Below are 23,777 nucleotides of genomic sequence, written 5' to 3'. Positions count from 1 at the left end.
CCCCCGGACCGGCTAGGTCAGTCCGGGCCTGGTCATCGTCGCGTAAGTCACATCGAAAAGCGTGTTTCGGCGTTCGAAATGGCGGGAAACAAGCGAGGTTCCGATGTGAAATGGGCGCGCCCGCTCAGAGCTGCGACCTCGGAAGGCCGAACCTCCGTGCCAGGAACGCACGATGACACGTGTCCTGCTGCCCCATCACGTGGATCTTGGGCTCTCGCTTCGAACCCTACGTCAACCTGTCCGGCGAGGGCACTCCCGGAAGAGTGACCTGGATCCGGCAACCGCGCTCGGATTCGGCCACGCCGATCCGGCCACCGTGCAGATCGACCGCCCAGCGGGCGATCGCCAGCCCCAGACCCGTACCGCCGTCGCTGCCCGGCCCGTGCGGCGCGACGACCCCGCCGCGGTTGAACCGCTCGAAGACCCGGTGCCACTCCGAGCGCGGGATACCGGGACCCTCGTCCAGGACTTCGAGGGCCAGCGACTCGGGGCCGTCGCCGCGCCGGGCCTTCACCGTGACGCGGCCGTGCGGCGGACTGTGCTTGACCGCGTTGTCGATGAGGTTGGCGACCACCTGGTGGATCCGCTCCGGGTCCGCGTGCGCGGCCAGCTCGGGCGGCGACACGTCGAGGTGCAGATGGACGTCCGTACGCGTGTGGCTCCCGGAGCCGGACGCGATGCCCGCGCGCGCGGAGGCCACCATGTTGGCCTCCTTGAGCACGCCCGACAGGTACGGCCACACCTCGAAGCGGCGCTTGCGCAGCGGTACGACGCCGTTGTCCAGGCGGGAGAGGTCGAGCAGCGTCTCCACCAGCCGGCCGAGGCGCTCCGTCTGCTTCAGCGCGGTGCGCATCGTCTCGGGGTCGGCGGCGGAGACACCGTCCACCACGTTCTCCAGGACCGCCCGCAGGCCCGCGATGGGCGTACGCAGCTCGTGCGAGACGTTCGCCACGAGCTCCTTGCGCTGGCGTTCCTGGGCCTCCAGGTCGTCGGCCATGCGGTTGATCGTCTGGGCCAGGTCGCCCAGCTCGTCGCGGCGGTCGGCGCCCCTGACCCGGCGGGTGTAGTCGCCGTGCGAGATGCCCCGCGCGACGGTGTTCATCTCGTCCAGCGGGGCGGTGATCGAGTGCGCCACGAACTGGGTGATCAGCAGGGTCGCGATCATCGAGAAGACCGTAATGAAGCGCAGTTCCGTCTCGGTGCGCACCGCGATCATCAGCAGACCGGTGGTGATGAAGACGGCGACGACGACCAGCGTGCCGAGCTTGGTCTTGATGGAGAAGGGGCGCATGTCACCCCACGATCCCGAACCCGAGCCGGATCCGGTACCCGGGGCGGCATTCGGGCCGACGCCCGCGCTCGTGCCGGACGTGGTGCCGGATGTCGCGCCGCCGGAGGTCGTGCCGGACGTTCCGCCGGCGTCCGGCGCGGAACCCGGCGCGGAACCCGGCGCGGAACCCGGTGCCGGGCGCGTCGCTGCGAAGCCGCCCGCGCCCGTGCCGGCAGCGGGACCGGGGCCCAGCGCCGGACTCGCGCCGGAAACGGCGTCGGCGTAGGGACCGGGGCCGGCATGGGGGCCGGGGCCGGCATGGGGCCCGGCATCGGCACCGGACGTGCCACCGGACTGCGTGCCGGAAACAGGCCCTGCGCCAGGTTCCGGACCAGGCCCCGCCCCGGGGCCCGCTCCGGCGGCCGGTACGGAACCAGAGCCGGAACCCGTGCCGGAGATCAGGCCCGTGCCCGCCTTGGCGCGCTTGCGCAGTACGCCGAGACCCCTCATCACATACGCCCCCTCGGTCAGGGTGCCCGACTCTAGGGTGTCGGGGTCTCCAGCGCGTAGCCCACACCGTGCACCGTACGGATCCGCTCCGCGCCGATCTTCCGGCGCAGCGCCTTGATGTGGCTGTCCACGGTCCGCGTGCCGGAGGCGTCCGCCCAGTCCCAGACCTCGGCCAGCAGCTGCTCGCGCGAGAGGACAGCGCGGGGCGTGTTCGCCAGGCAGACCAGCAGGTCGAACTCGGTGGGTGTCAGGTGCACGTCGTCGGCGCGCACCCGGACCCGGCGCTGGGCGTGGTCGATCTCCAGCTCGCCGAGGCGCAGGATGCCGGAGCGCGGAGTGGACGCGGCCAGGGCGGCCCGCTCCACGCGGCGCAACAGTACGTGCACGCGCGCGGCCAGCTCACGCATCGAGAACGGCTTCGTCATGTAGTCGTCGGCGCCCACGCCGAGGCCGACCAGCATGTCCGTCTCGTCGTCGCGGGCGGTGAGCATCATCACCGGTACCGGACGGGCCGCCTGGACGCGGCGGCAGACCTCCAGGCCGTCGAAGCCCGGCAGCATGATGTCGAGGATCAGCAGGTCGGGCTGCCATGCCTCGGCCGTGTCGACGGCGGCCGGTCCGTCACCCGCTGTTTGCACGAGGAATCCCTCGGCGCGAAGCCGGGCGGCGATGGCGTCGACGATCGTCGGATCGTCCTCGACCACCAGCACCCGGCGCTGAGCGCCCGGCGTGGCCGCCGTGCCGTTGTGCGAGGTGTGTGTCTGCTCCATCGCCCGCCCCTGAGTGTGCTTTCCGGAACCAGTGGGGTGATTCCATGACTGCGCTTGACGCTTGAATGATCGGCGTCAGAGCAGCAGGGTACGGGCAGTGACCGTCGCTCGGCTATCCAGGTCTTACCGCGAGATGCACCACGTCCGGAACGCCCCGGGCAACGGGGATCTCTTCGGTACGCACGTGTCGGAACCCGGCATTCCGCAAGGTTCTTGCGAAATCAGGCGAAGGTTTGGCCGACCAAACAGCGAGTACCCCGTCTTTCCTCAACACCCTTGCACACGCGGCGAGTCCGGCCCGTGAGTACAGGCTCTCGTTGCCCTCAGTGACGGTCCACTCGGGTCCGTTGTCGATGTCGAGGCACAGTACGTCGTACGTGTCGGATGTCTCATTGACGTGCGCGACGAGGTCGACCTCGATGATCTCGGTACGCGGGTCCGCGAGCGCGGAGGCCGACAGCTCCGCGAGCGGGCCGGCGCGGTGCCAGTCGATGATGGCCCGTTCCCGTTCGGCGACGGCGATACGGCCCCAGCGGGGGGCTGCCGCCGCGTGGGCGAGGGAGAAGCCCACGCCGAGGCCGCCGATCAGGATCTCCGGCGCGGGGCGCCCGTCCAGTGCGCCGAGTGCGGCGTCCACCAGCAGCCTCTCCGAGCGGCCGTCCGAGGTGTCCATGAGGAAGCAGCCGTTGGCGATGATCTGCAGCAGGTCGCCGTGACGGCGCAGCACGACCTCGCCGTACGGTCCGTCGCGGCGGTCGATGACTTCGGGGCTGCCGTGCGGGGTGTCGTACGCGGTCATGCCCCCATCCTGGCAAGCCGCGCCTGCCCGGGCAGCGGATTTTCGCCGCGCCGCGGCGGTCCATGTGAAGGGCGCCGCGAGCGCGGGGGGTCTGTAGGGCTGTAGGGCCGTCGGGCCGTGGCTGGTTCGGGTGCGTGTTCGGTGGGGGTTGGGCGCGCCGTTCCCCGCGCCCCTTGCGGGGTTGGGGGTGCGGGGGGTTTGAAGGGTCGTCGGGGCGTGGCGGGTGCGGGTTCGGTGGGGGTTGGGCGCGCCGTTCCCCGCGCCCCTTGGGGGGCTGGGGTGGTCGTATATCTGTGGGCCCGGGTGCCGTTAGGGGCGCGGGGAACTGCGCGGCCAGCCCCCACCGGGCCCGCACTCGAATAAGACCCCCCGGGGAGGGGCTTCGGTACGGGTGCCGGGATTCGTCGTTCAGCTCCAGGACGGTGCCAGGGAGCCCGGCGGCGCGGCGTAGGGCACGGGCCTGCCCGTGAACGCGTCGAGGAGCATGCGGTCGCCGACCGGCCGGTCGAGCCGCACCGTCACCTTCTTCGACCGCATCTCGGACGTGCACGGGCCGTCCGACCGGTCACGGACCCCGGCGGAGAACACCACGTTGTCCGCGGTCTCCAGGACGGCCACCTGCGGACCCTTGTCGCAGGAACCGTGCTGGGCCCGCAGCGTGACGGCGGCCTCGTCCCGCGACACCGGCCCAATCCCGGAGAGCGGAAGCAGGAAGTCCGAGGTCTGCTCGTCCGAGGTCTGCTCAACGGGCCCGACCGGCGGCCGGGGGAGTTCGGAGGGCGCGACCGCGACCCGCTTGAGCGGGGTGTCGTACCCCCTGACCGTGAAGAGCCACGCGGGCACGGCCGCCGGCCCCCGGCTGGTGGACAGGGTCATCGTTCCGAGCCGCGCGCCCGTCACGACGAGGGAGGGGCCGGAGTTCCGGCCCCGGGCGAGCTTCTCGTAGGCCGCCCGCGCCGAGGAGACGGGCAGGGCGAGCGTGCCGCCGCCACGCCAGCGGACCTCACCCTCCTTCGGCGAGCGGGAGGGGAGCGGGCCGCCGAGTTCGAAGTTCTGGGTGGCGTACGCGCGCTCGTCGGCCTCGTTGCGGAAGGCACCCGCGGGAAGCTGGACGGCGGCGTCCATCGGGAAGTACCGCTCGCGCCAGATCCGCGCCGCCTTCGAACCGGACCAGGCCTCGGAGACGTCACGGGCGCGTTGGGTGCTTCCTTCCGGGCCGTGGGTCGAACCGCCCCCGACGCCGGAGCCGCCGGCACCGCCGTCCCCGGCGCTCCCTTGACCGCACCCGGCGGCTCCGGCGAGCAGGCCCCCCGCGACGAGCAGCCGCAACAGCAAGTTGATCCGCATGACGCTCCCCGGCGTTGTATCGACGTGTCGACGACGTTCCTGCGACGCCGGAAGCCGCCCGGACGTTCGGCCGTGGGGCCCGTAATCAGCCCGTCCAGCAGGCGATCGCTCACAGCGAACAGCGGAAAGGGAACAATCGGAGGCTCACGTGCATTGAGTCGGCATAGCTCAACTTGAATGCCGAAGGGGAGATCATGACTTTGACGTCCGAACCGCTCACTCTGCCCGTGCTGCCGCTCGACGACGAGGTCGTGCTGCCCGGCATGGTGGTGCCCCTGGACCTGAACGACGCCGATGTACGCGCCGCGGTGGAGGCCGCGCAGGCAGCAGCCCGTTCCACCGGTGCCAGCAAGCCGCGGGTGCTTCTTGTTCCGCGGATCGACGGCACGTACGCGAACACGGGGGTGCTCGGCACGGTCGAGCAGGTCGGGCGCCTCGCCGACGGTGACCCCGGTGCCCTGATCCGCGGTCGCGGACGGGTGCGTGTGGGCGCCGGTACGACCGGGCCGGGAGCGGCCCTGTGGGTGGAGGGCACGCAGGTCGAGGAGACCGTGCCGGACCCGCTGCCCGGTTCCGTGACCGAGCTGGTCAAGGAGTACAAGGCGCTGGCCACGAACTGGCTGAAGAAGCGGGCCGCCTGGCAGGTAGTGGACCGCGTCCAGCAGATCGACGACGTGTCCGCGCTCGCCGACAACTCCGGTTACTCGCCGTTCCTGACGACCGCCCAGAAGGTCGAGCTCCTGGAGACCTCCGACCCGGTGGCCCGGCTGAAGCTCGCCACCGAGCAGCTGCGTGAGCACCTCGCCGAGCAGGATGTCGCCGAGTCCATCGCCAAGGACGTACAGGAGGGTGTGGACAAGCAGCAGCGGGAGTTCCTGCTGCGGCGGCAGCTGGAGGCCGTGCGCAAGGAGCTGCGCGAGCTGAACGGCGAGGCCGAGGGCGAGGAGTCCGACGACTACCGGGCCCGCGTCGAGGCCGCCGACCTCCCCGAGAAGGTCCGCGAGGCCGCGCTCAAGGAGGTCGAGAAGCTGGAGCGCTCCAGCGACCAGTCGCCCGAGGGCTCCTGGATCCGCACCTGGCTCGACACCGTGCTCGAACTGCCGTGGAACGAGCGCACACAGGACGAGTACGACATCCAGGGCGCCAAGACGGTCCTGGACGCCGAGCACGCCGGTCTGGACGACGTGAAGGAGCGGATCACCGAGTACCTGGCGGTCCGCAAGCGCCGTAACGACCGGGGTCTCGGGGTCGTGGGCGGCCGGCGCGGCGGTGCCGTGCTCGCGCTCGTCGGACCTCCCGGCGTCGGCAAGACGAGCCTTGGTGAGTCGGTCGCGCACGCCATGGGGCGCAAGTTCGTCCGGGTCGCCCTCGGTGGCGTACGGGACGAGGCGGAGATCCGCGGGCACCGGCGTACGTACGTCGGCGCGCTGCCCGGCCGGATCGTACGGGCGATCAAGGAGGCCGGGTCCATGAACCCGGTGGTCCTGCTCGACGAGATCGACAAGGTGGGCTCCGACTTCCGGGGCGACCCGGCGGCGGCCCTCCTCGAAGTCCTCGACCCGGCCCAGAACCACACCTTCCGGGACCACTACCTGGAGGTCGAGCTGGACCTGAGCGACGTCGTCTTCCTCGCCACGGCCAACGTGCTGGAGGCCATCCCGGAGGCCCTGCTCGACCGCATGGAACTGGTGCGGCTCGACGGGTACACCGAGGACGAGAAGGTCGTCATCGCCCGCGACCACCTGCTCCCGCGCCAGCTGGAGCGGGCGGGACTGGAGAAGGCGGAGGTCACCCTCGACGAGAGCGCGCTGCGCAGGCTGGCGGGCGAGTACACCCGCGAGGCGGGCGTACGGAACCTGGAGCGGTCCGTCGCACGGCTGCTCCGCAAGATCGCGGCGCAGCACGAACTCGGCGAGCGGAAGCTGCCGTTCACGGTCGGCGCGGACGATCTGCGCGCGCTGATCGGCAGGCCGCACCACGTGCCCGAGTCCGCCCAGGACCCGGCCGAGCGCCGCACGGCGGTGCCCGGTGTGGCGACCGGCCTCGCGGTCACCGGCGCCGGTGGTGACGTCCTCTTCGTCGAGGCGTCGCTCGCCGACCCGGAGACGGGCGCGGCGGGACTGACCCTCACCGGTCAGCTGGGCGACGTGATGAAGGAGTCGGCGCAGATCGCGCTCTCCTTCCTGCGCTCGCACGGCGCCGAACTGGAACTGCCTGTCGCCGACCTCAAGGACCGGGGCGTGCACATCCACTTCCCGGCGGGCGCGGTGCCGAAGGACGGCCCGAGCGCGGGTGTCACGATGACGACCGCACTGGCCTCGCTGCTCTCCGGCCGCCTGGTCCGTACCGACGTGGCCATGACGGGTGAGGTCTCGCTCACCGGGCGGGTGCTGCCGATCGGCGGCGTCAAGCAGAAGCTGCTCGCCGCGCACCGGGCGGGTGTCACCACGGTGATCATCCCGAAGCGCAACGAGGCCGACCTGGACGATGTACCGGCCGAGGTCCTGGAGAAGCTCGACGTCCACGCGGTGACGGACGTCCGCCAGGTCCTGGAACTTGCGCTGGCGCCGGCGACGAACGGCGCGGCGACGGAGGTTCCGCTGGCGGCGTGAGCCGTGCGGCCCGTGTGAGCCGCGTGGCACGGACTCCGGTGGCGCAGTGACGGACGCCATCGGTCGGGTAGGGCCCGGGCCCCTCTTCGTGAGGGGTCCGGGCCTTCCGCGTACGTACGGGTACGTACGGGCGATGCGGATCAGCCGTTGGCGAGTGCCACCACGCGGTCGAGGGCGCCGTTGAACTTGTTGTGGTCGCCGACCGTTGGGCCGGAGGACGTGTACTGCCACATCGTGTAGTAGCTCCAGCCCGCCGGGAGCGTGCCCACCGCCGAGGCGTAGCGGGCGATCCAGAGCGGGTTGGCGGAGGCGAAACCGGAGTAGTTCCCGGTGCACTGGGTCCACCAGCTGGTGGCCGAGTAGATGACGGCGTCACGGCCGGTGCGGGCCTTGTACTGGTTCAGGAAGTCGCGGATCCAGGTGACCATCGCGCTCTGCGTCTTGCCGTAGCAGGCCGCCCCGTACGGGTTCCACTCGATGTCGAGCGCGCCCGGCAGCGTCTTGCCGTCCTTCGACCAGCCGCCGCCGTTGTTCACGAAGTAGTTGGCCTGGGCGGCGCCGCTCGTCGTGTCGGGGGTCGCGAAGTGGTACGCGCCGCGGATCATGCCGACGTTGTACGAGCCGTTGTACTGCTGGGTGAAGTAGGGGTTCGTGTAGTACGTCCCCTCGGTGGCCTTCACATAGGCCCATTTGACCCCGCTGCTCCACAGGGTCGACCAGGCGACGTTGCCCTGGTGGCTGCTGACGTCGACGCCCTCTGTCTGGGTGGCGTCGCCGGGGGTCGGCAGGCCGTCCTGGCCGTCGTGCGGGATGACGCCCATGCCCATGTACGCGGAGCCGCGGGCCGGGACGTCGGCCGCGTGGGCGGGACGGGCGATGAGGGCGGAGAGGGACAGGGAGAGGGACAGGAGCAGGATGCCCATCGCGCCGAGGCGCGTTCTGAGGTGGACGCGTGCGCGCGAGCGGTGGGCCGTTCCGGATGTGTGCACGGACATGTTCGTGCCTCCGAAGGCTCGGTGGTGCCCGGGTGAGGGTGGTCCATGACGTGGCGTGGGCATGCCATGCGGGTACTTGTTGAAGAAGCTACGCACGCGGGCGAGCGGCGGAAAGAGGGCTCGGCGGCTGCCGTTGGTCTAATCCTGCGAAATACTGGCCGAGCTGCGGCAATGGCGGTCTTTGGCGGAAACTTTCAGGATCGGGAAACCGGGTCATGGGTGCTGACGTGCACGAGGGCGGTATGGGCGAGGGGCATCGGGCGGGATCCGGCGTTCCGGGGAGTGGTGTGGACCACGGTCCTGTGGGCCACGGTCCTGTGGATCAGGGTCCTGCGGACCACGGACCTGCGGACCAGGAGTTCCTGGCGCTGGAGCGTGAGCTGACCGTGCTGCTGAGGCGGGCACGGGCGTCCTCCGGGGAGATGGTGCGCGAGGTGCATCCCGATCTGGAGTCCTCCGCATACGGGCTGCTCGTGCGGCTGGAGGAGCGGGGGCGGCAGCGGGCGACGGAGCTTGCCGCGTACATCGGGGTCGGCAAGGCCACGATGTCTCGGCAGCTGCGGGCGCTGGAGGAGTTGGGGCTGGTCGCCCGGGAGCCTGATCCCGCGGACGGGCGGGCCTGGCTCGTGCATCTCACTGACGTGGGGCGGGAGCGGTTCGGGACGGTGCGGGACGCTCGACGGGCTCGGTACGTGCGCGAGTTGGCGAACTGGGACCGGGGGGAAGTGGCTGAGCTGGCGCGGTTGTTGCACCGGCTCAACAGGGGGGTCGAGCGGGGCTGAAGGGTTGGGGGGTTGGGGGTTGAGGGTCGGCTGCGGGTCCGTTGTGGCCGGTCGCGCAGTTCCCCGCGCCCCTGAAAGACGGGTCGTGTGTCGGGTGCGGGGGCGGTGGGGGCCGGTCGCGCAGTTCCCCGCGCCCCTCGGGGAGGGGCTGCGCCCCGTCCCGCTCAGGGGCGCGGGGAACGGCGCAGTCTTTTGGGTTTTCAGGGGCGCGGGGAACTGCGCGACCAGCCACGGCGCACCCGCACCCGACCACGGGTCCACGCCACGCCACGCCACGCCGTGGCGCGGAGCGGCGTGATCACAGCTCCGCGTACACCACCGTCGCGTCGTCGTGGGGCTTGGACCGGCCCAGGTAGGTGGCGGCAGTTTCCGCGCGTTCCAGGGTGCGGACCCGGTCGATGAGGGAGCGGCCGCCCTCCTTGCGGATCAGGGTGAACAGGTCCGTCCAGTCGCCCTCGCCGAACTTCTCCACCCAGCGCGTCGCGCCGTCCGTGAGCGCCGTGAGGGCGCGCACCTCGGAGCGGGGGAGCGTGCCCGTGACGGCGCGGGACGCCACGGAGGGATCCGCCGCGGCCGTGAAGAAGCCGCCCTCCTTGTTGCGCAGGATCGCGTCCGTCGCCGCGGCCGACCTCAGCGTGGCGTGCGGGACCCGCGAGAGGCGGTCGTCGAGGACGGGGATGACCGCGCCCGCCGGCGACTCGATGAGCAGCGCCGAGTCGGAGAGCACCAGGTACTCGACCAACGCCTCTGACCAGCGCGCCAGCACCACCGTTGCCTGCGGGGTGCGCGGGTGAGAAAGGTCACAGGTTGCCCGATGTGCGTCGGCGGTACGGGCGATGGCGTGTCCCAAGACCTCAGCGAGTGTCAGATCTCGTCGTGAAACGGACAGTTCATGCAACGCGCCACCGAGCCGGGCGGTGAACCAGGGGACGGAATGCAGACAGCCCTGGTCCGTCGCGGGAGGCGTCACACCGTCGAGGACGACGATCGAACCGCCTTGTCCGGAGGCGGGAAGCCCGACCGATGCGTAGTCCTCGTCGGGGCGGGTGGGGTCACCGGGTACCGAGATCAGTTCCGAGCGCATCCGGCCAGTCTGCACGACCCCTTCACGAGCTTCACCAAAGGCTGGCAACCGTCGGTCAAATGGTCCGGACAAGCAGGTCAGGCGCCTGTTTTGCGACGGATTCACCGACTCCGGCGAAGCGTGGCGGCGCATCCTGCCATCGGTTGCCGTGGACGTCCAACCGGCCTGCCCCGCAGGGGTGTCGCACGCGCCAGGGGAACTTGCCGGGCCGCTCCCCGGCGATGTTCACTCCTTCGTGTGGCGGGTCAGGCGATGCGCGACCACTGCCCACCGGCACTGGGAAGGTCGGGAGCCGAACCGGGACGACACGCGAGTTGACGGATCGTCACCCGGGCCCATGGGGACACGAGTCAAGAATGCGAGCACCGGTGCAGAAAATGCGGCCTCGGCGCAAAGGCAGGCAGCCGGCCTCGGGTGGAGCCTCAGGGCACACCCCGAACTCACCGGCACCGCAGGACACTCCGGACCCCGCGGGACGAGGTCGGCCCGCTCACGTACGCAGTCGGCTGATCGTCGCCGTCGCCGTCGTGGCCGCCGCGATCGCCGGAGCGGGTGCTCCGTCCGTGATCGCCGCCTCCGGGGAACTGAACGACTCCCAGAACCTGGTGACGTCGGCCGAGCGGACCCAGGACGCCCTGGCCCTCGCACACTCGCTCGCCGACGAACGCGACGAGGTCACCGCGTACCTCGCGGCCGGCCGGCCCAAGGGCGAGGCCCCCTCGGAGCGCCGCAGCGCCCGCGTGGACCGCCAGGCCGACGAGCTGCGCGTCGCCGCCGTCGAGGCGGACGCCCCCGCGTCCTTCCTCAAGACGCTCGACGCGATCGCCGCCGTCCGCAGGTCGGCGCTCACCGGGGAGAGCAGCGCCCTCGAAGCGCACCAGGCGTACTCGACGGCCCTCACCGAACTCCACGCTCTCGCCGAGGACCTCGCCGAGAAGATTCCGCCCCGCGCGGGCTCCGGCGCGCACGCCCTCGCCGACCTCGACACCGCCGTCCAGCAGGCGGCCTCCACCCGTGGTCTGCTGCTCGCCGCGCTGAGCGTGCCCACCAGCAAGCAGACCACCACCGACCCCATCACGGGTCTGCCCACCACGACCACCACGTCGTCGGCCGCCGCGACGAAGCAGCGCGACGCGCTCACCGCCGCGGCCCAGCAGGCCAACGTCCGTGAGCAGGCCGCCCTCGCCGACTTCGCCGGCACGGCACCCAAGGCGGACCGGACCTCGTACGACTCCACGGTCAACGGGCCGGATGTCGCGTCCGCCGAGAAGTATCTGGCGGGCCTTGCGGACCAGCCCACGCTCTCCGACGACGAACTGGCCACCAGCACCAAGAAGCTGGACGCGGCGCTCTCCTCCCGCGTCGAGCTGATGCGCGGGGTCGAGGCGTCCCTCAACACCCAGCGCGCCGAGGAACTCGCCCAGCTGCGCGACGACGACGTCACCGCGCTGGAGATCCGCGTCGCGATCCTCGGCGCGCTCATGCTGCTCGCCGTCGGCGTCTCCACCGGCATGGCCCGGTCGCTCACGCGCCCGCTGTCCGTGCTGCGCCGCGGTTCGGCCCGGCTGGCCGCCGAGCCCGGCACCGGCGACCCGGTCAAGTTCACCGGCCGCAACGACGAGTTCGCGCAGGTCGTGCGCTCCGTCAACACGCTCCACACGCACGCCCTCGCACTCCAGGAACGCCTCGGCACGCTGGAGGGCGACCGCAAGCACCTCATCGGCCAGCGCCAGAAGATGGCCGACGAACGCGACAGGTTCCGTACCGAACTCGCCGAGGCCACCGCCCGTCTGGAGCAGGTCCGGCAGAACATCCACGGCACCTACGTCAGCCTGGCCCTGCGCACCCTGGGCCTGGTCGAACGGCAGCTCGGTGTCATCGAGGGGCTCGAAGAGCGCGAGCAGGACCCCGAGCGCCTCGCCACGCTCTTCAAGCTCGACCACTTCGCCACCGTCATGCGCCGCCACAGCGAGAACCTGCTGGTCCTCGCGGGCGCGGAGCACGGCCACCAGCACCCCGGCCCCGTCCCGCTGGTCGACGTCGTCCGCGCCGCCGTCAGCGAGGTCGAACGCTACGAGCGCGTCCGGATCTCCGCGCTGCCGCCGCACGCGCACCTCGCCGGGTTCGCGGCGGACGACATCAGCCACCTGGTGGCCGAACTCCTGGAGAACGCCTCCTCGTTCTCGCCGCCCGACATCCCCGTCGAGGTGTCCGGCTGGCTCCTGGAGAGCGGCGAGGTCATGCTCTCCGTCCAGGACGAGGGCATCGGCATGACCGGCGAACGCCTGGAGCGGCTCAACACGCGCCTCGCGGCCTTCGACGCCGAGGACCCGTACGACGAGGAGAGCGGCGAGGGCCTCGGGCTCGGCCTGTACGTGGTGGCCCGGCTCGCCCACCGGCACGGTGTACGCGTCCAGTTGCGCGAGCAGAAGCAGGGCGGCATCACGGCCGTCGTGGTCCTGCCCAAGGCGCTGCTCGCCGCCGCGCCGACCGTGGCCGTCCCCCAGGCGACCACCGCCCGCACGCCCGGGGGCGCCGCCGCGATGTCCCTGCCGGGAGCGGACGCCGAGGTCAACTCCAACGTCCTGTACGGCCGCCAGGGCCGCGACCCGCTGATCGCGGCAGCGGAGGACACCCTGCGCGAGACGGACGGCCCGGCGGGTACGACCACTCCGGACGGGGCGGCGGATACGGCCACCACGGACGGGGCGGCTGCCACGCCCGGGTCGACCGCCACGCCCGACCCGGCTGCCGCGCCCGATCTGACCGCCACGCCCGACCCGGCTGCCGCGCCCGAGCCGACCACCACGCCCGAGCCGACTGTCGTCGGCGAGTCCGCGGCTCCCGCCGAGCCTGCGGCCACCGCCGAGCCCGCCGTCCCGGAGGCGGCTGATTCCGTCGTGCCGGAGCCGGATCAGCCCGCCGGTCCCGAGACCACCATGGTCCTCATGGCCCCGGTGCCTGCCGTGCCTGCCGTGTCTCCTGTGCCTCCCGTGTCTCCCGAGCACGCCGTGTCTCCGGCGGACGAGGCCGCCGGGTCCGGCACGGCGGACGAGTCCGCTGAGCGCGGCGTCGCGTCGCCGGCGGACGCCCCGGCGGTCCGGCTTCCGGCCCAGGCCACCAAGGACCACCGCGCCGGAGGCAACCGCGCCCCCGACCCGTACGCCATCGGTCCCGATTCCCACGAGCGTGCCCCGGACGACGTACAGACGTCGCCGGAGTCGGCGGAGCCGATCACCGACAAGGGGCTGCCCAAGCGGACCCCGCGGATCGCCGCGCCCGCGCCGGTCGCCGGCCCGCGCCGCGCGCCTGTCGACGCCGAGGCACTGCGCCGCCGTCTCGGCGGGTTCCACCAGGGCGCCAGTGAGGGCCGCCGCGATGTCGAAGCGGAGATCGCCGAACAGACGTCGGAGCTGCAGACGCCCGCCGCACATGCCGTAGAAACCAAGGGGGACACCGTCGAGGAGGCAAGCAGTTGACCGCGTCCAGCACCTTCGGACTGAGCCATGAAGCCCGCAACCTGCACTGGCTGCTGACGAACCTCGTCGAGGAGGTGCCGGGCCTCCTGTCGGTCGCGGTGGTCTCCTCCGACGGCCTGCTGCTCCTCTCCTCCGACCCCGGGAGAAACGCGCAGGCGCGGCAGGACGAGGGGAGACCCTCGGGTCCCCGAGGGTCCGCGGCGGACCTGGCCACCATCGTCTCCGGCATCGGCAGCCTCGCCATCGGCGCCGCGAAGCTGATGGACGGCGGCACGGTCAAGCAGACGATGGTCGCGATGGAGGAGGGCGGACTCTTCGTCATGTCGATCAGCGACGGTTCGCTGCTCGGCGTGCACGGCGCCCCCGACTGCGACATGAGCGTCGTCGCGTACCACATGGCGCTCTTCGTGGGCCGCGCCGGACACGTCCTGACTCCCGAACTCCGCAGCGAGCTGCGCCAGTCGCTTGAGGCCACGACGATGGAGACGGCCAAGTGAGCGACGCGAACGCGCACGGCACGCCCAAACTGCCGGTCCGCGGCGGCGACCGCAAACCCGCCCGCGTACGCCCCTATTCGCTCACCGGCGGCCGTACGCGCTTCGGGCACGTGCTGCTCGTCGAGACGTTCGTGGCCGCACTGGAGGCCCCGGATGAGCGGCGTGAACTGGAGAATGGTTCACTCTCCACCCGGGTGATGCCGGAGATGAGGGCCATCGTCGAACTCTGCCGCCGGATGCGTACGGTGGCCGAGGTCGCGGCCCTTCTGAAGATGCCGCTCGGTGTGGTCCGGGTGCTCCTCAGCGACCTGGCGGACCAGGGCAAGATCCGTGTGTACGGAACAGGTCACGGCCCGGGACAGCCGGACCGTGCTCTGCTGGAAAGGGTGCTGAGTGGACTCCGTCGTCTCTGACGTCTCCCGCGTCTCGGATGTCTCCCGATCGTCCGGCCTCCCCGAAGTCGTGGAGCCCGACGAGGAGTTGAAAGCCTGGCAGAAGGATCGGACCCGCGCGCCGATCGCCACGAAGATCGTGGTGGCGGGTGGCTTCGGGGTGGGCAAGACCACCCTCGTCACCGCCGTCTCCGAGATCACGCCTCTCCAGACGGAGGCGCTGATGACACAGGCGAGCGAGGGCACCGACGACCTCAGCTCGACCCCGGAGAAGACCACCACGACGGTGGCCATGGACTTCGGCCGCATCACGCTCGACGACGACCTGGTGCTGTATCTGTTCGGTACGCCCGGACAGCAGCGGTTCTGGTTCATGTGGGACGACCTGGTGCGCGGGGCGATAGGCGCCGTGGTCCTCGCCGACACCCGCCGTCTCAAGGACTGCTGGCCGGCGCTGGACTACTTCGAGAGCTGCGGACTGCCGTACGTCGTCGCCGTCAACCACTTCGACGGCAGTGAGCGGTTCGACCCCGACGACGTGCGGGAGGCGCTCACGATCCCCCGGCACATACCTGTCATGATCATGGACGCGCGCCGCAGGATCTCGGTCGTCGAGAGCCTGCTGGCACTGGTGGGCCACGCGCTCGACGTCAGCCCCGAATAAGGCGTAACAAGGCGTACGCGTACGACAAGGCGTACGCGTACGCAGAGTGCAGAGTGAGGACCCGCATGCGGAAGATACTCGTCGTCGGAGCCGGCCAGTCCGGACTCCAGCTCGCCCTCGGACTCCAGTCGAACGGGTACGAGGTCACCCTGATGTCCAACCGGACGGCGGACGAGATCCGTACCGGGCGCGTCATGTCCACCCAGTGCATGTTCCACACGGCACTGGAGAACGAGCGCGCTCTCCAGCTGAACTTCTGGGAGTCCCAGGCTCCGAAGATCGAAGGACTCGGCGTCTCGGTCGCGGCCCCCGGCTCCTTCGACCCGGGCCCCTCGCAGCGCGCCATCGACTGGGTCGGCAGGCTCGACGGATACGCGCAGTCGGTCGACCAGCGCGTGAAGATGGCCGGCTGGATGGAGACGTTCGCGCAGCGCGGCGGCCAGCTCGTCATCCACGGCGCCGCGGTCTCCGACCTCGACTACTTCGCCCGTACGTACGACCTGGTCCTCGTCTCGGCGGGCAAGGGCGAACTGGTGTCGATGTTCGGCCGGGACGCCTCCCGCTCCCCGTACGCGGAGCCGCAGCGCGCGCTGGCCGTCGCGTACGTGCACGGGCTGGGCCCGCGCCCCGAGCACCCCGAGTTCGACGCGGTCCGCTGCAACCTCGTGCCCGGCGTCGGCGAGCTCTTCGTGATGCCGACGTTCACCACCTCCGGCCGCGCGGACATCCTCTTCTGGGAGGGCATACCCGGCGGCCCGCTGGACGCCTTCCAGGGTGTGAAGGACCCGGCCGAACACCTCTCCCTGACCCTGGAACTCATGGAGCGGTTCACGCCGTGGGAGTACGCCAGGGCCACCAAGGTCGAACTCACCGACGCGGGCGGCACGCTGGCCGGCCGCTACGCGCCCACCGTCCGCAACCCCGTCGGCCGGCTGCCCGGCGGCGGCCTGGTCCTCGGCGTCGCCGACGTGGTCGTGGCGAACGACCCGATCACCGGCCAGGGCTCCAACTCGGCCTCCAAGTGCGCCGCCTCGTACCTCGACTCGATCCTCGGCCACGGGGACAAGGAGTTCGACGAGGAGTGGATGCGCGCCACGTTCGAGCGCTACTGGGACACGGCCCAGCACGTCACGAAGTGGACGAACGCGATGCTCGGCCCGCCCCCGGAGCACGTCCTGAACCTGATAGGCGCGGCAGGTCAGCTGCCGCCCGTCGCGGACCGCTTCGCCAACGGCTTCAACGACCCCTCGGACTTCGAGAACTTCTTCTACGAGCCGGAGAGGACGGGGGCGTATCTGGCCTCTGTGACCGGCGCCTGAGAACCTCCCCTGTGCCGGGTCGGCCCCCAGTCCTGACGGGCTGGGGGCCGACCCCTTTCGGTGTAGCGCACGTCGGCGGCGAACGGGCCGATACGTCATATGGCCTGGCGTCGGGTCCGGCAACCCGGTAGGGATGTTTTATGGCGCCCTTGGAAGTGGGCTGCCTGAACGTCTGTTGGCAGCGGGGGGCATGATGAATTGGTGGCAGTTTGGTGTATTCGGAGCTGCCGGGGGCCTGAGTGTCGAACTGCTGGCCGTTTTTCGTGGATGCGCCGAATGGCAGGCGGCGCGCCGTACGGCAAGCGGTCGTCTTCGCGCCAAGCCACCCGCACTGCGTGCGTACTTGGACGCGACGGCTCATATCTGCCTCGCAGTACTGCGCTCTGCCATCGGAGCCGGTGCGGCATTACTCTTCGGAACCAGTGGGCAGATCAGTGGAGCCTATGCGGCGGTGGCGCTGGGGGTCTGCGCTCCGGCCATGCTCGCTCAACTCGGCTCTTCCCCTCAGATCGCTCGTCTCGTGGCCGGCCCAGCGACGCCCACGCCCGCGAGCGGTGGCGCCGCATCGAGTGGGACCGCTCTGGAGGCAACGGCTCCCGGGGGCGGCCAGTGAAAGCGAAACTGGAGCACCGAGTGCTGATGCGTCTCCTCGGAGTCTCCGGAGACGATTACCGTCCGCCCGCTCCCGTGGGGCAGTTCGAGCGGATCCCTTTGTACCGCCGTGTGGCAGCGGGTCTCTTCGGCGTCGACCTTGAGCGCCCTTTTGTCCGAGGGGAGATCGGCCCACGTGCCGGGACCGAGACTGAATCCTCTGTGGAACCGAAAGGAACCCTGACCAGGGACCGGTCGACCCGGGCTTCGGATACGTTCCTCCCGTTCTCGAAGGGCACTCCGGAGGAATCCGAATATCGTGAACCTCCTCTGGTGCCGGAAATTCTCGGGACCTCGTCCTCCGAGATATCGGAGGACGGTGGGTACAGCGGTCCCGAGATCGTGGGGCCCACACGCGCCCTGTTCCCTTTCCCTTTTGGTCATGCCGCCGTCTGGCAGGCTGCGGCGGCCTGCGTGTTCGTACTGGTCCTGACACTCGGAGGAATCTCGATCACCCTCTCGCGCCAGCCGTCGGGCGAGGTGAAACCGTATGGGCCGGGCCTCTCTGTCGATACGCCCCTCGCGAAGGGCGACTGCGTCAGCGTCAGGTGGCCGGGCGCCCCCTTCGACGGCGAACCCGAACTCAGGCTCGTGAATTGCCTCGGACAGGAGGTCTACGGACAGGTGATGGGGACGGTCTCGGCCGCAACCGCCACGGAGGCGCGACTGACCGGCCGTGGGCGGTGCGAGCAGTTGACCGAGGAGACCCGTAAGAAGCTCGCGGACGTACGCTCCTACGCCGCTGTCCCGACCAGGGCCGGCTTCGAGGCAGCCGGACGGCGTACCGCCTGTCTGCTCCTCGACGCGCGTGGCAAACCGTTGTTCGGTCCGATCGGGGAGCACCGCCCCCTTGGCATGCGATTTTCCGACACGGCCACCATGCAGAAGCGGGACTGTCTCGACAGGGTCTCCGACAACGAAGCCGAGCTGGTCTCGTGTTCGGGCCCACACCGTGAGCAGGTGCTCGGATTTCACCGGATGAGCCCGGGCACGACCCTCGCCGAGGCGCGAGGGCGGGCGACCGAGGCCTGCCAGAAGCACGAGCCGCCCAGCGACTACGGGTACGACCCGAAGCTCTACACAAGTTCGTCCTGGGTGGGCAACAGCGCGTGGTCCTCCGGCACGCATTCGGTGGTCTGTACGGCAGTGCGCAAGGACGGGGGCACCATGGGGGAGGGCGAACCGTAGGAGACGGGAACGGCCGTGGACGCCGGTGTTTCTACGGGGTGTCCGCCCTGTAGCCCTCGTCCGAGCCGTCCGTCGCGCCCTCCGGGAGCCTCGGTGGTGTGTACTGCTGCAGAGGTCTCCCCGACGGGTCCGGGCGGACTGCGCCCAGGATCGGGTTTGCTGCCAGGGGGGAGACCTTGATCTTTGAGCCTGGTCTCGGGGCCTGGATCACCAGGCCGTCGCCCAGGTACATCGCCACGTGGGTGGCCTCGGGGAAGTAGACGACCAGGTCGCCGGGGCGCAGGTCGGGCAGGGGGACGCGGGGGAGTTCGGCCCACTGTTCCTGGCTGGTGCGGGGGATGGGGCGGCCCGCGTCGGTCCAGGCCTGTGAGGTGAGGCCCGAGCAGTCGTACGAGTCCGGGCCCTCGGCGCCCCACTCGTACGGCTTGCCGATCTGGGCCACGGCGTAGCGCAGCGCCTCGCCTCCCTGCGAGGTGGGCCGGCGGGTGCTGCTGAGCGCGCCCGACGCCACCAGTTCGTCCTGGGCCTTCGCCACCCCGGACCTCTCCAGTTCGGCCACCCGTGCGAGTTGCTCCTCGGTGAGCGAGGCCAGCAGCTCCTCCACGTCCTTCAGCCGCTCGCGTACGAGGTCGCGGTCCTTTCTCTGCTGGTCGGCGAGGGCGAGCCTGTTGTCGAGGGCTGTGCGGGCCCGGCGTGCCAGGTCGTCCGTCCGCCGTTCGTCCCCCGCCAGCCGTTCCATCGTCCCGGCCCGCTCCTGCGACACCTGCCGGATGACGTGGCCCTGGTCGAGCGCGTGCTGCGGGTCGCGGGCGAGCAGCAGTTGTACGTACGAGGAGATCTCGCTCCTGCCCTGGTACTGCTGCCGGGCGAGCCGTCCCGCCGCGCCGCGGCTGCCGTGCAGGGCGCGGCGGGCCGCGGTGAGCCGGCCGGTGAGCTTCGCGACCTCGGCCCGTTGCCGCTTCAGCCGCTCCTCGGTCGCGTTGTACGTCTCGGTGGCCTTCTCGGCCTCCCGGTACAGCCGCTGAAGGTCCGTCAGCAGTTCTGCCACGGGGCGTTCGGCCACGGGGGAGCGGTCGTCCTGCGGATCGGGTGCGGCCGAAGCCTGTACCGGTGCGGCCGAAGCCTGTACGGGGGCTGGCACCAGTACCGCGCCCGCCACGATCGCCGCTGTGCAGGCCAGTCGCAGAAGCCTTCCTGACATGGCGTCACCTCCGGTGCGGGGCGGTATCTCCGCTCCTCCGCACCGTGAGCATCAGACGCCCGCGCGAGCCGCGCGCGCCGACCGTGGGCGGACCGGCCCAACGAGGTCACCCGTGGGTGTCCTCCGGCTTGCCGTCCGGCGTGGCGTCTGGCGTGGCGTCCGGCACCGGACCGGGAGCGGGGGCGGGGTCCGGGTCCGGGTCCGGCTTCGACCACGGCCACTTGAGTTTGCCGGCGCGGCCCGTGGGGTCGTACTCGTACTTCCATCCCTGGTGCAGGCCGAGGCGGCTGCTCGCGGCGGCCTGTACGCGGCGGTAGACCAGGAGGGTGGGCGCGCCGCCGTCGTTCGACGGCACCGGGACGCGGTACACCTTCGGCGGGTGGCCGGTCGGGCCGAGCAGGACCGGCAGCACCCGGCCGTCCAGGGGGCCGCCCTCGAAGGGGGTGTCTTCGCTCTTCACCGGGCCAGTGTCACAGCAGGTGCGCCGCGTCGCCCACCACGGGCAGCACGCGGCGGGCCAGCGAGCCCATCGGTCCGTCCGCCGACTCCAGCGTCAGCGCGGCCCGTACGACCGCGGCGGTCTGTTCGTCGCGGGCGGCCGTCGCCACCAGGCAGGCCACGAACTGCTCGACGAGCCAGTCCCGCAGCTCGTCCAGCGGGGGCTCCTTCTCCTCGTCCAGCCAGATCAGCGAGGCCGCCTCGACGGCCGTGATCCACATCCGGACGGTCATGCGGAGCCGGTTGCCCGGCGCCTCGACCGCCAGGTGGCTGAGGATGTGCTCGGCGGCGGCCCGTCGTACGCCGTCCACGATGGCCGTCGTCCGCGACGTCTCGACCACGCTGCCGCCCTGCAGCAGGGCGCTGAAACCGGCGTCGTGCTGGTCGACGAAGGCGAGGTAGCGGTCCAGGGCGTTGGCGAGGCGGCGGGTGAGGGGGCCGTCCGGCGGTTCGGCGAAGCAGTGCTCCAGCTCTTCCGCGGCGGAGCGGAGGGCTGCCTCGTACAGCTGCTGCTTGCCGCCGGGGAAGTAGCGGTAGACCAGTGGGCGGGAGACGCCCGCGGCTTCCGCCACGTCGTCCAGGGAGATGTCCTCGGGGGCCCTTGTCGCGAACAGGGACAGCGCGGCTTCGAGGAGCTGGCTGCGGCGTTCCTCGACGCTGAGGCGTCGGTATGCGCGGGTGGGGGCCTGCGAGGTCATGTCTCGCAGGGTAGCCCGTCCCGGGGGGGTGCGGAGTGGGGTGGGAGGTGGGTGGGGGTTCGGGGGTGGGTGCGGGCCGGTGGGTGCTTGTCGCGCAGTCTCTCGCGCCCTTACAGGGACGGGCCCGTGCCGTTCAGGCCAGCAGGCCCGATGACTTCCACAGGCGGCGGCCCGTGCCTCGTAGGACTCCTATGTCGTCCAGGAAGTCCGTCAGGCGTTTCGAACCCGTCTGCATGATGTCGCGGCGGTGGGCGCTCGCCCTCACCTGGGCCTGGGCCTTCCGGCTGTCGAGGCCGACGTTCGTGTAGACCTCCGGGTTGACGAAGGCGACCGAGAAGACGCGGGCGAACTCGCCCGAGGTGATCCGGGTGAACTCCTGCGACCAGCGCGGCGCGGTCATCATCTGGCGGCGCAGTTCCTCACGGGCGTACCGGACGTGGCGCGCCTCCTCCACCACGTGGATCCGCGTCACCCCGCGCACCAGCGGCTGCACCCGCTCGTCCGGGAACGTCAGCCGCTGCATCCAGTCGAGCACCTCCTCGCCCAGCAGCGTGGCCGTGAACGAACCGGGGGTCGTGGACACCGTCTTGAAGAGCCGGCCCAGGTTCTGGTGCACCCGGCTCACCGGGTAGTGCGGGGTCCCGCCCCGGGTGATCAGCCGCGCGAACATCTTCGAGTGGCGGCACTCGTCCTCGATCTCGGTCAGCGCGTACCGCACGTGCGCGCTCGTCGCCGCCTTGTCGTAGATGTGCCGGACCAGCAGCTGCATGAGGATGATCTCGAACCAGATCCCCAGCGAGGCCAGCGCCGCCGCCTCGTGCCGGGAGAGCAGGATCCGCTGCTCCTCGCTCATCCGCTGCCACATCGGGGTGCCGTAGAGCGACACCAGTTCCGGCGGCCAGAACCACTTGCCGTCCTCGAACGGCGCGTCCCAGTCCAGCTCCTCGTCCGGGTCGTAGGAGTGCTTCGCGGAAGACGCGAGCAGCCGCTCGGCCACCTGTTCACGGTCCTTGAGCAGGCCGAGCGCGTCGCGCAGCTTCGCGATCCCGGTGTCCTCGGGGTCCTCCGTCGTCACGGTCGTCATGGCTGTGCCCACCTCGCCGTACGTCGTCATAGCTGGTGCGTGTGTGCGTGTGTGCGTGTGTGCGTGTGTGCGTGCTTGCGTGGGTCGTCGTGCCCTGAGGCACCCTGGTTACCGCCGGTCACGTCTTATGAGACTGCTTGTCAGCAAGCCCGTCAATCCCTCCTGCGCAACTTGTTGACCCGCCGTCTACCACGTGTGAGCCTGCGAGACATGCCGACCTACGACCTGTACGCCAAGGACCCCGGAGCTCCCCTCTGGCAGGTGCCCGCGACCGGCGCGGCACGGTTCAGCTGGGAGTACGACGAAGGGCGCGACCGCCTGCTGGCCCTCTACCAGAAGGGCAAGGACAAGCAGTGGGACGGGCAGAAGCGGATCGACTGGGACCTGGAGGTCGACCCGCACGACCCCATCGGCACCCCCGACGAGTCGATCTCCATCTACGGCACGCCGTACTGGGAGAAGATGAACGACCGCGACCGGGGTGAACTCCGCAAGCACGTCGCCTCCTGGCAGTTCAGCCAGTTCCTGCACGGCGAGCAGGGCGCCATGGTCTGCGCGGCCCGCATCGTCGAGTCCGTGCCCGACCTGGACGCCAAGTTCTACTCGGCGACCCAGACGATGGACGAGGCGCGGCACGCGGAGATCTACGCCCGCTTCCTCCACGAGAAGGTCGGGATGGTCTACCCGATCGACGACAACCTCCAGTCGCTGCTCGGCGACACCCTGCGCGACTCGCGCTGGGACATGCCCTACCTCGGGATGCAGGTACTCATCGAAGGGCTCGCCCTCGCCGCGTTCGGCCTGATCAGGGACACCACCGACAAGCCGCTGCCCAAGCAGATCCTCGCGTACGTCATGCAGGACGAGGCCCGTCACGTGGCCTTCGGCCGGATGGCGCTGCGCGACTACTACCAGCAGCTCTCCGACGCCGAACTGCGCGAACGCGAGGAGTTCGTCATCGAGGGCTGCTATCTGATGCGGGACCGCCTGCGCGGTACGGAGGTTCTGGAGAACTTCGGTGTTCCCAGGGCGGAGGCCGAGGAGTACACCGAGCGGTCGGAGTTCCTGGCCCTCTTCCGCCGGCTGCTGTTCTCCCGCATCGTGCCCTGCGTGCGCGACATAGGACTGTGGGGCAAACGCCTCCAGCAGGCCTACGTCGACATGGGCGTCTTCGACATGGGCAACTCCAACCTCGACCTCCTCATGTCCCAGGACGAGGAACTGGCGGAGAAGCTCGACGCGGACCGCTTCGCCGCGGAGGAACAGGCGCGGGTGACGGAGGTGGGTGACGCGATCCGGGCGGGGGAGGAGGCCTCCTAGCGCTCAGCAGCCCTGGCGCTCGGCAGCCTTGGAGCTCAGGAAGCCCCCTGGCCCTCAAGAAGTCCCCTGGCGCTCAGAAGCCCTGGCGCTCAGGAACCCCCTGGGGCTCAAGAAGCGGTCGGGCCTCCCCGGGCGGGAACGACGTCCGCAGGGTGAACGCGTACGCCGTGGCCCCGTGCGCCCGCAGATGCAGCAGACGCTCCTCCGCCTCGGCCACCGTCGGCCGGTGCCCGGCGGGCACCCACCACAGGGCCGTCATCGCCTCCCGGATCCGCTCGAACCATTCGTTCCGCCGGGTGAGAAGTTCGCGGTGCTGCCCCTGGTACATGAAGGCGGTGAGGGCGTCGCTGTCCCGCCACACCGTCAGATTGATGATCAGCCAGTCCTCGCCGAAGACGGACACGTCCGTCGCGTTGCCGTCGTCGCTCTGCAGCCGCCAGACGAATCCGTCGGCGGCGTCCGCGACCGCGTTCACCGGGTCGAGGGCGTCGACGAAGTCCTTCAACTGCGGGGAGTCCAGCGGGGCTTGTAGTCGGGAGATGTTCACCTGGGCGAGTTCGTACGCGGCTGCGGGTGACGTCATGACCGAACGTTAGGTCGGGCCGCGACCGTGCCAC

Annotated in this window: 20 protein-coding genes; 9 read left to right on the top strand and 11 right to left on the bottom strand. The window is 70.7% G+C overall.

The annotated features are described in order from the left end of the window. Positions 1–226: 226 nt before the first annotated feature. The 4 genes from C6Y14_RS37355 to C6Y14_RS37335 all read right to left on the bottom strand — a co-directional run bounded on the left by C6Y14_RS37355 (position 227) and on the right by C6Y14_RS37335 (position 4,696). Complete coding sequence (locus C6Y14_RS37355; protein WP_107021343.1) at positions 227–1,291, bottom strand: HAMP domain-containing sensor histidine kinase; 1,065 nt, start codon at positions 1,289–1,291, stop codon at positions 227–229. A gap of 521 nt (positions 1,292–1,812) precedes the next feature. Further along, complete coding sequence (locus C6Y14_RS37345) at positions 1,813–2,550, bottom strand: response regulator transcription factor (RefSeq protein WP_107021341.1); 738 nt, start codon at positions 2,548–2,550, stop codon at positions 1,813–1,815. A 112-nt stretch (positions 2,551–2,662) separates the two neighbouring features. After that, positions 2,663–3,349: a spermine/spermidine synthase domain-containing protein gene (locus tag C6Y14_RS37340; protein WP_107021340.1), complete on the bottom strand. Its 687-nt coding sequence runs from the start codon at positions 3,347–3,349 to the stop codon at positions 2,663–2,665. A 408-nt stretch (positions 3,350–3,757) separates the two neighbouring features. Beyond that, positions 3,758–4,696: a hypothetical protein gene (locus C6Y14_RS37335; protein ID WP_107021339.1), complete on the bottom strand. Its 939-nt coding sequence runs from the start codon at positions 4,694–4,696 to the stop codon at positions 3,758–3,760. Between the two features lie 194 nt (positions 4,697–4,890). Here C6Y14_RS37335 and lon point away from each other — a divergent pair, with 194 nt between their 5' ends. After that, positions 4,891–7,308: an endopeptidase La gene (lon, locus tag C6Y14_RS37330; protein ID WP_107021338.1), complete on the top strand. Its 2,418-nt coding sequence runs from the start codon at positions 4,891–4,893 to the stop codon at positions 7,306–7,308. A 140-nt stretch (positions 7,309–7,448) separates the two neighbouring features. Here lon and C6Y14_RS37325 read toward each other — a convergent pair whose 3' ends face one another. Next, positions 7,449–8,303, bottom strand: coding sequence for a lysozyme (locus C6Y14_RS37325; protein WP_107021337.1), 855 nt, complete (start codon positions 8,301–8,303; stop codon positions 7,449–7,451). Positions 8,304–8,545: 242 nt separating this feature from the next. On the opposite strand from C6Y14_RS37325, the gene C6Y14_RS37320 reads away from it, so the two are divergent. Then, positions 8,546–9,085 (top strand): MarR family winged helix-turn-helix transcriptional regulator, encoded by a 540-nt coding sequence (locus tag C6Y14_RS37320; protein WP_107021427.1) that lies wholly within the window; start codon positions 8,546–8,548, stop codon positions 9,083–9,085. Positions 9,086–9,383: 298 nt separating this feature from the next. Here C6Y14_RS37320 and C6Y14_RS37310 read toward each other — a convergent pair whose 3' ends face one another. After that, positions 9,384–10,169, bottom strand: coding sequence for a hypothetical protein (locus C6Y14_RS37310; protein ID WP_107021335.1), 786 nt, complete (start codon positions 10,167–10,169; stop codon positions 9,384–9,386). Between the two features lie 356 nt (positions 10,170–10,525). On the opposite strand from C6Y14_RS37310, the gene C6Y14_RS37305 reads away from it, so the two are divergent. The 6 genes from C6Y14_RS37305 (at position 10,526) to C6Y14_RS45360 (ending at position 18,359) form a co-directional block, all read left to right on the top strand. Continuing rightward, positions 10,526–13,648: a sensor histidine kinase gene (locus C6Y14_RS37305; protein WP_107021334.1), complete on the top strand. Its 3,123-nt coding sequence runs from the start codon at positions 10,526–10,528 to the stop codon at positions 13,646–13,648. Further along, positions 13,645–14,145, top strand: a complete 501-nt coding sequence (locus tag C6Y14_RS37300) for a roadblock/LC7 domain-containing protein (protein ID WP_107021333.1) — start codon at positions 13,645–13,647, stop codon at positions 14,143–14,145. The genes C6Y14_RS37305 and C6Y14_RS37300 overlap by 4 nt, the downstream gene beginning before the upstream one ends. Beyond that, positions 14,142–14,558 (top strand): DUF742 domain-containing protein, encoded by a 417-nt coding sequence (locus tag C6Y14_RS37295; protein WP_107021332.1) that lies wholly within the window; start codon positions 14,142–14,144, stop codon positions 14,556–14,558. The genes C6Y14_RS37300 and C6Y14_RS37295 overlap by 4 nt, the downstream gene beginning before the upstream one ends. After that, a complete protein-coding gene (locus C6Y14_RS37290) occupies positions 14,539–15,201 on the top strand; it encodes a GTP-binding protein (RefSeq protein ID WP_107021331.1) in 663 nt (220 codons plus the stop codon). Before C6Y14_RS37295 ends, C6Y14_RS37290 begins: the two co-directional genes overlap by 20 nt. Positions 15,202–15,266: 65 nt before the next feature. Then, a complete protein-coding gene (locus C6Y14_RS37285) occupies positions 15,267–16,520 on the top strand; it encodes a styrene monooxygenase/indole monooxygenase family protein (protein WP_107021330.1) in 1,254 nt (417 codons plus the stop codon). A 1,278-nt stretch (positions 16,521–17,798) separates the two neighbouring features. Then, positions 17,799–18,359 carry a septum formation family protein gene (locus C6Y14_RS45360; RefSeq protein ID WP_225891461.1) on the top strand — a complete coding sequence of 187 codons (561 nt, stop codon included), beginning with the start codon at positions 17,799–17,801 and terminating at the stop codon, positions 18,357–18,359. Positions 18,360–18,390: 31 nt separating this feature from the next. Here the strand turns inward: C6Y14_RS45360 and C6Y14_RS37275 are convergent, their stop codons facing one another. From C6Y14_RS37275 to C6Y14_RS37260, 4 genes are all read right to left on the bottom strand, one after another. After that, positions 18,391–19,560, bottom strand: coding sequence for a C40 family peptidase (locus tag C6Y14_RS37275; RefSeq protein ID WP_107021329.1), 1,170 nt, complete (start codon positions 19,558–19,560; stop codon positions 18,391–18,393). A gap of 106 nt (positions 19,561–19,666) precedes the next feature. Next, a complete protein-coding gene (locus C6Y14_RS37270) occupies positions 19,667–20,020 on the bottom strand; it encodes a hypothetical protein (RefSeq protein WP_107021328.1) in 354 nt (117 codons plus the stop codon). Between the two features lie 10 nt (positions 20,021–20,030). Beyond that, positions 20,031–20,756, bottom strand: a complete 726-nt coding sequence (locus C6Y14_RS37265; protein ID WP_107021327.1) for a TetR/AcrR family transcriptional regulator — start codon at positions 20,754–20,756, stop codon at positions 20,031–20,033. A 133-nt stretch (positions 20,757–20,889) separates the two neighbouring features. Then, positions 20,890–21,840 (bottom strand): AurF N-oxygenase family protein, encoded by a 951-nt coding sequence (locus C6Y14_RS37260; protein WP_107021326.1) that lies wholly within the window; start codon positions 21,838–21,840, stop codon positions 20,890–20,892. Between the two features lie 210 nt (positions 21,841–22,050). Between C6Y14_RS37260 and C6Y14_RS37255 the strand changes: the two genes are divergently transcribed. Next, positions 22,051–23,160: a ferritin-like domain-containing protein gene (locus C6Y14_RS37255; protein WP_107021325.1), complete on the top strand. Its 1,110-nt coding sequence runs from the start codon at positions 22,051–22,053 to the stop codon at positions 23,158–23,160. Positions 23,161–23,233: 73 nt separating this feature from the next. Here the strand turns inward: C6Y14_RS37255 and C6Y14_RS37250 are convergent, their stop codons facing one another. Next, positions 23,234–23,743, bottom strand: coding sequence for a DUF3291 domain-containing protein (locus C6Y14_RS37250; protein WP_107021324.1), 510 nt, complete (start codon positions 23,741–23,743; stop codon positions 23,234–23,236). Between the last annotated feature and the right edge of the window lie 34 nt (positions 23,744–23,777).

The sequence above is a fragment of the Streptomyces dioscori genome (genome assembly GCF_003024195.1).
GTDB classification, from domain to species: Bacteria; Actinomycetota; Actinomycetes; order Streptomycetales; family Streptomycetaceae; genus Streptomyces; species Streptomyces dioscori.
Note: the sequence above shows the minus strand (reverse complement) of the source record. Positions and strands in the feature narration are given on the sequence as shown.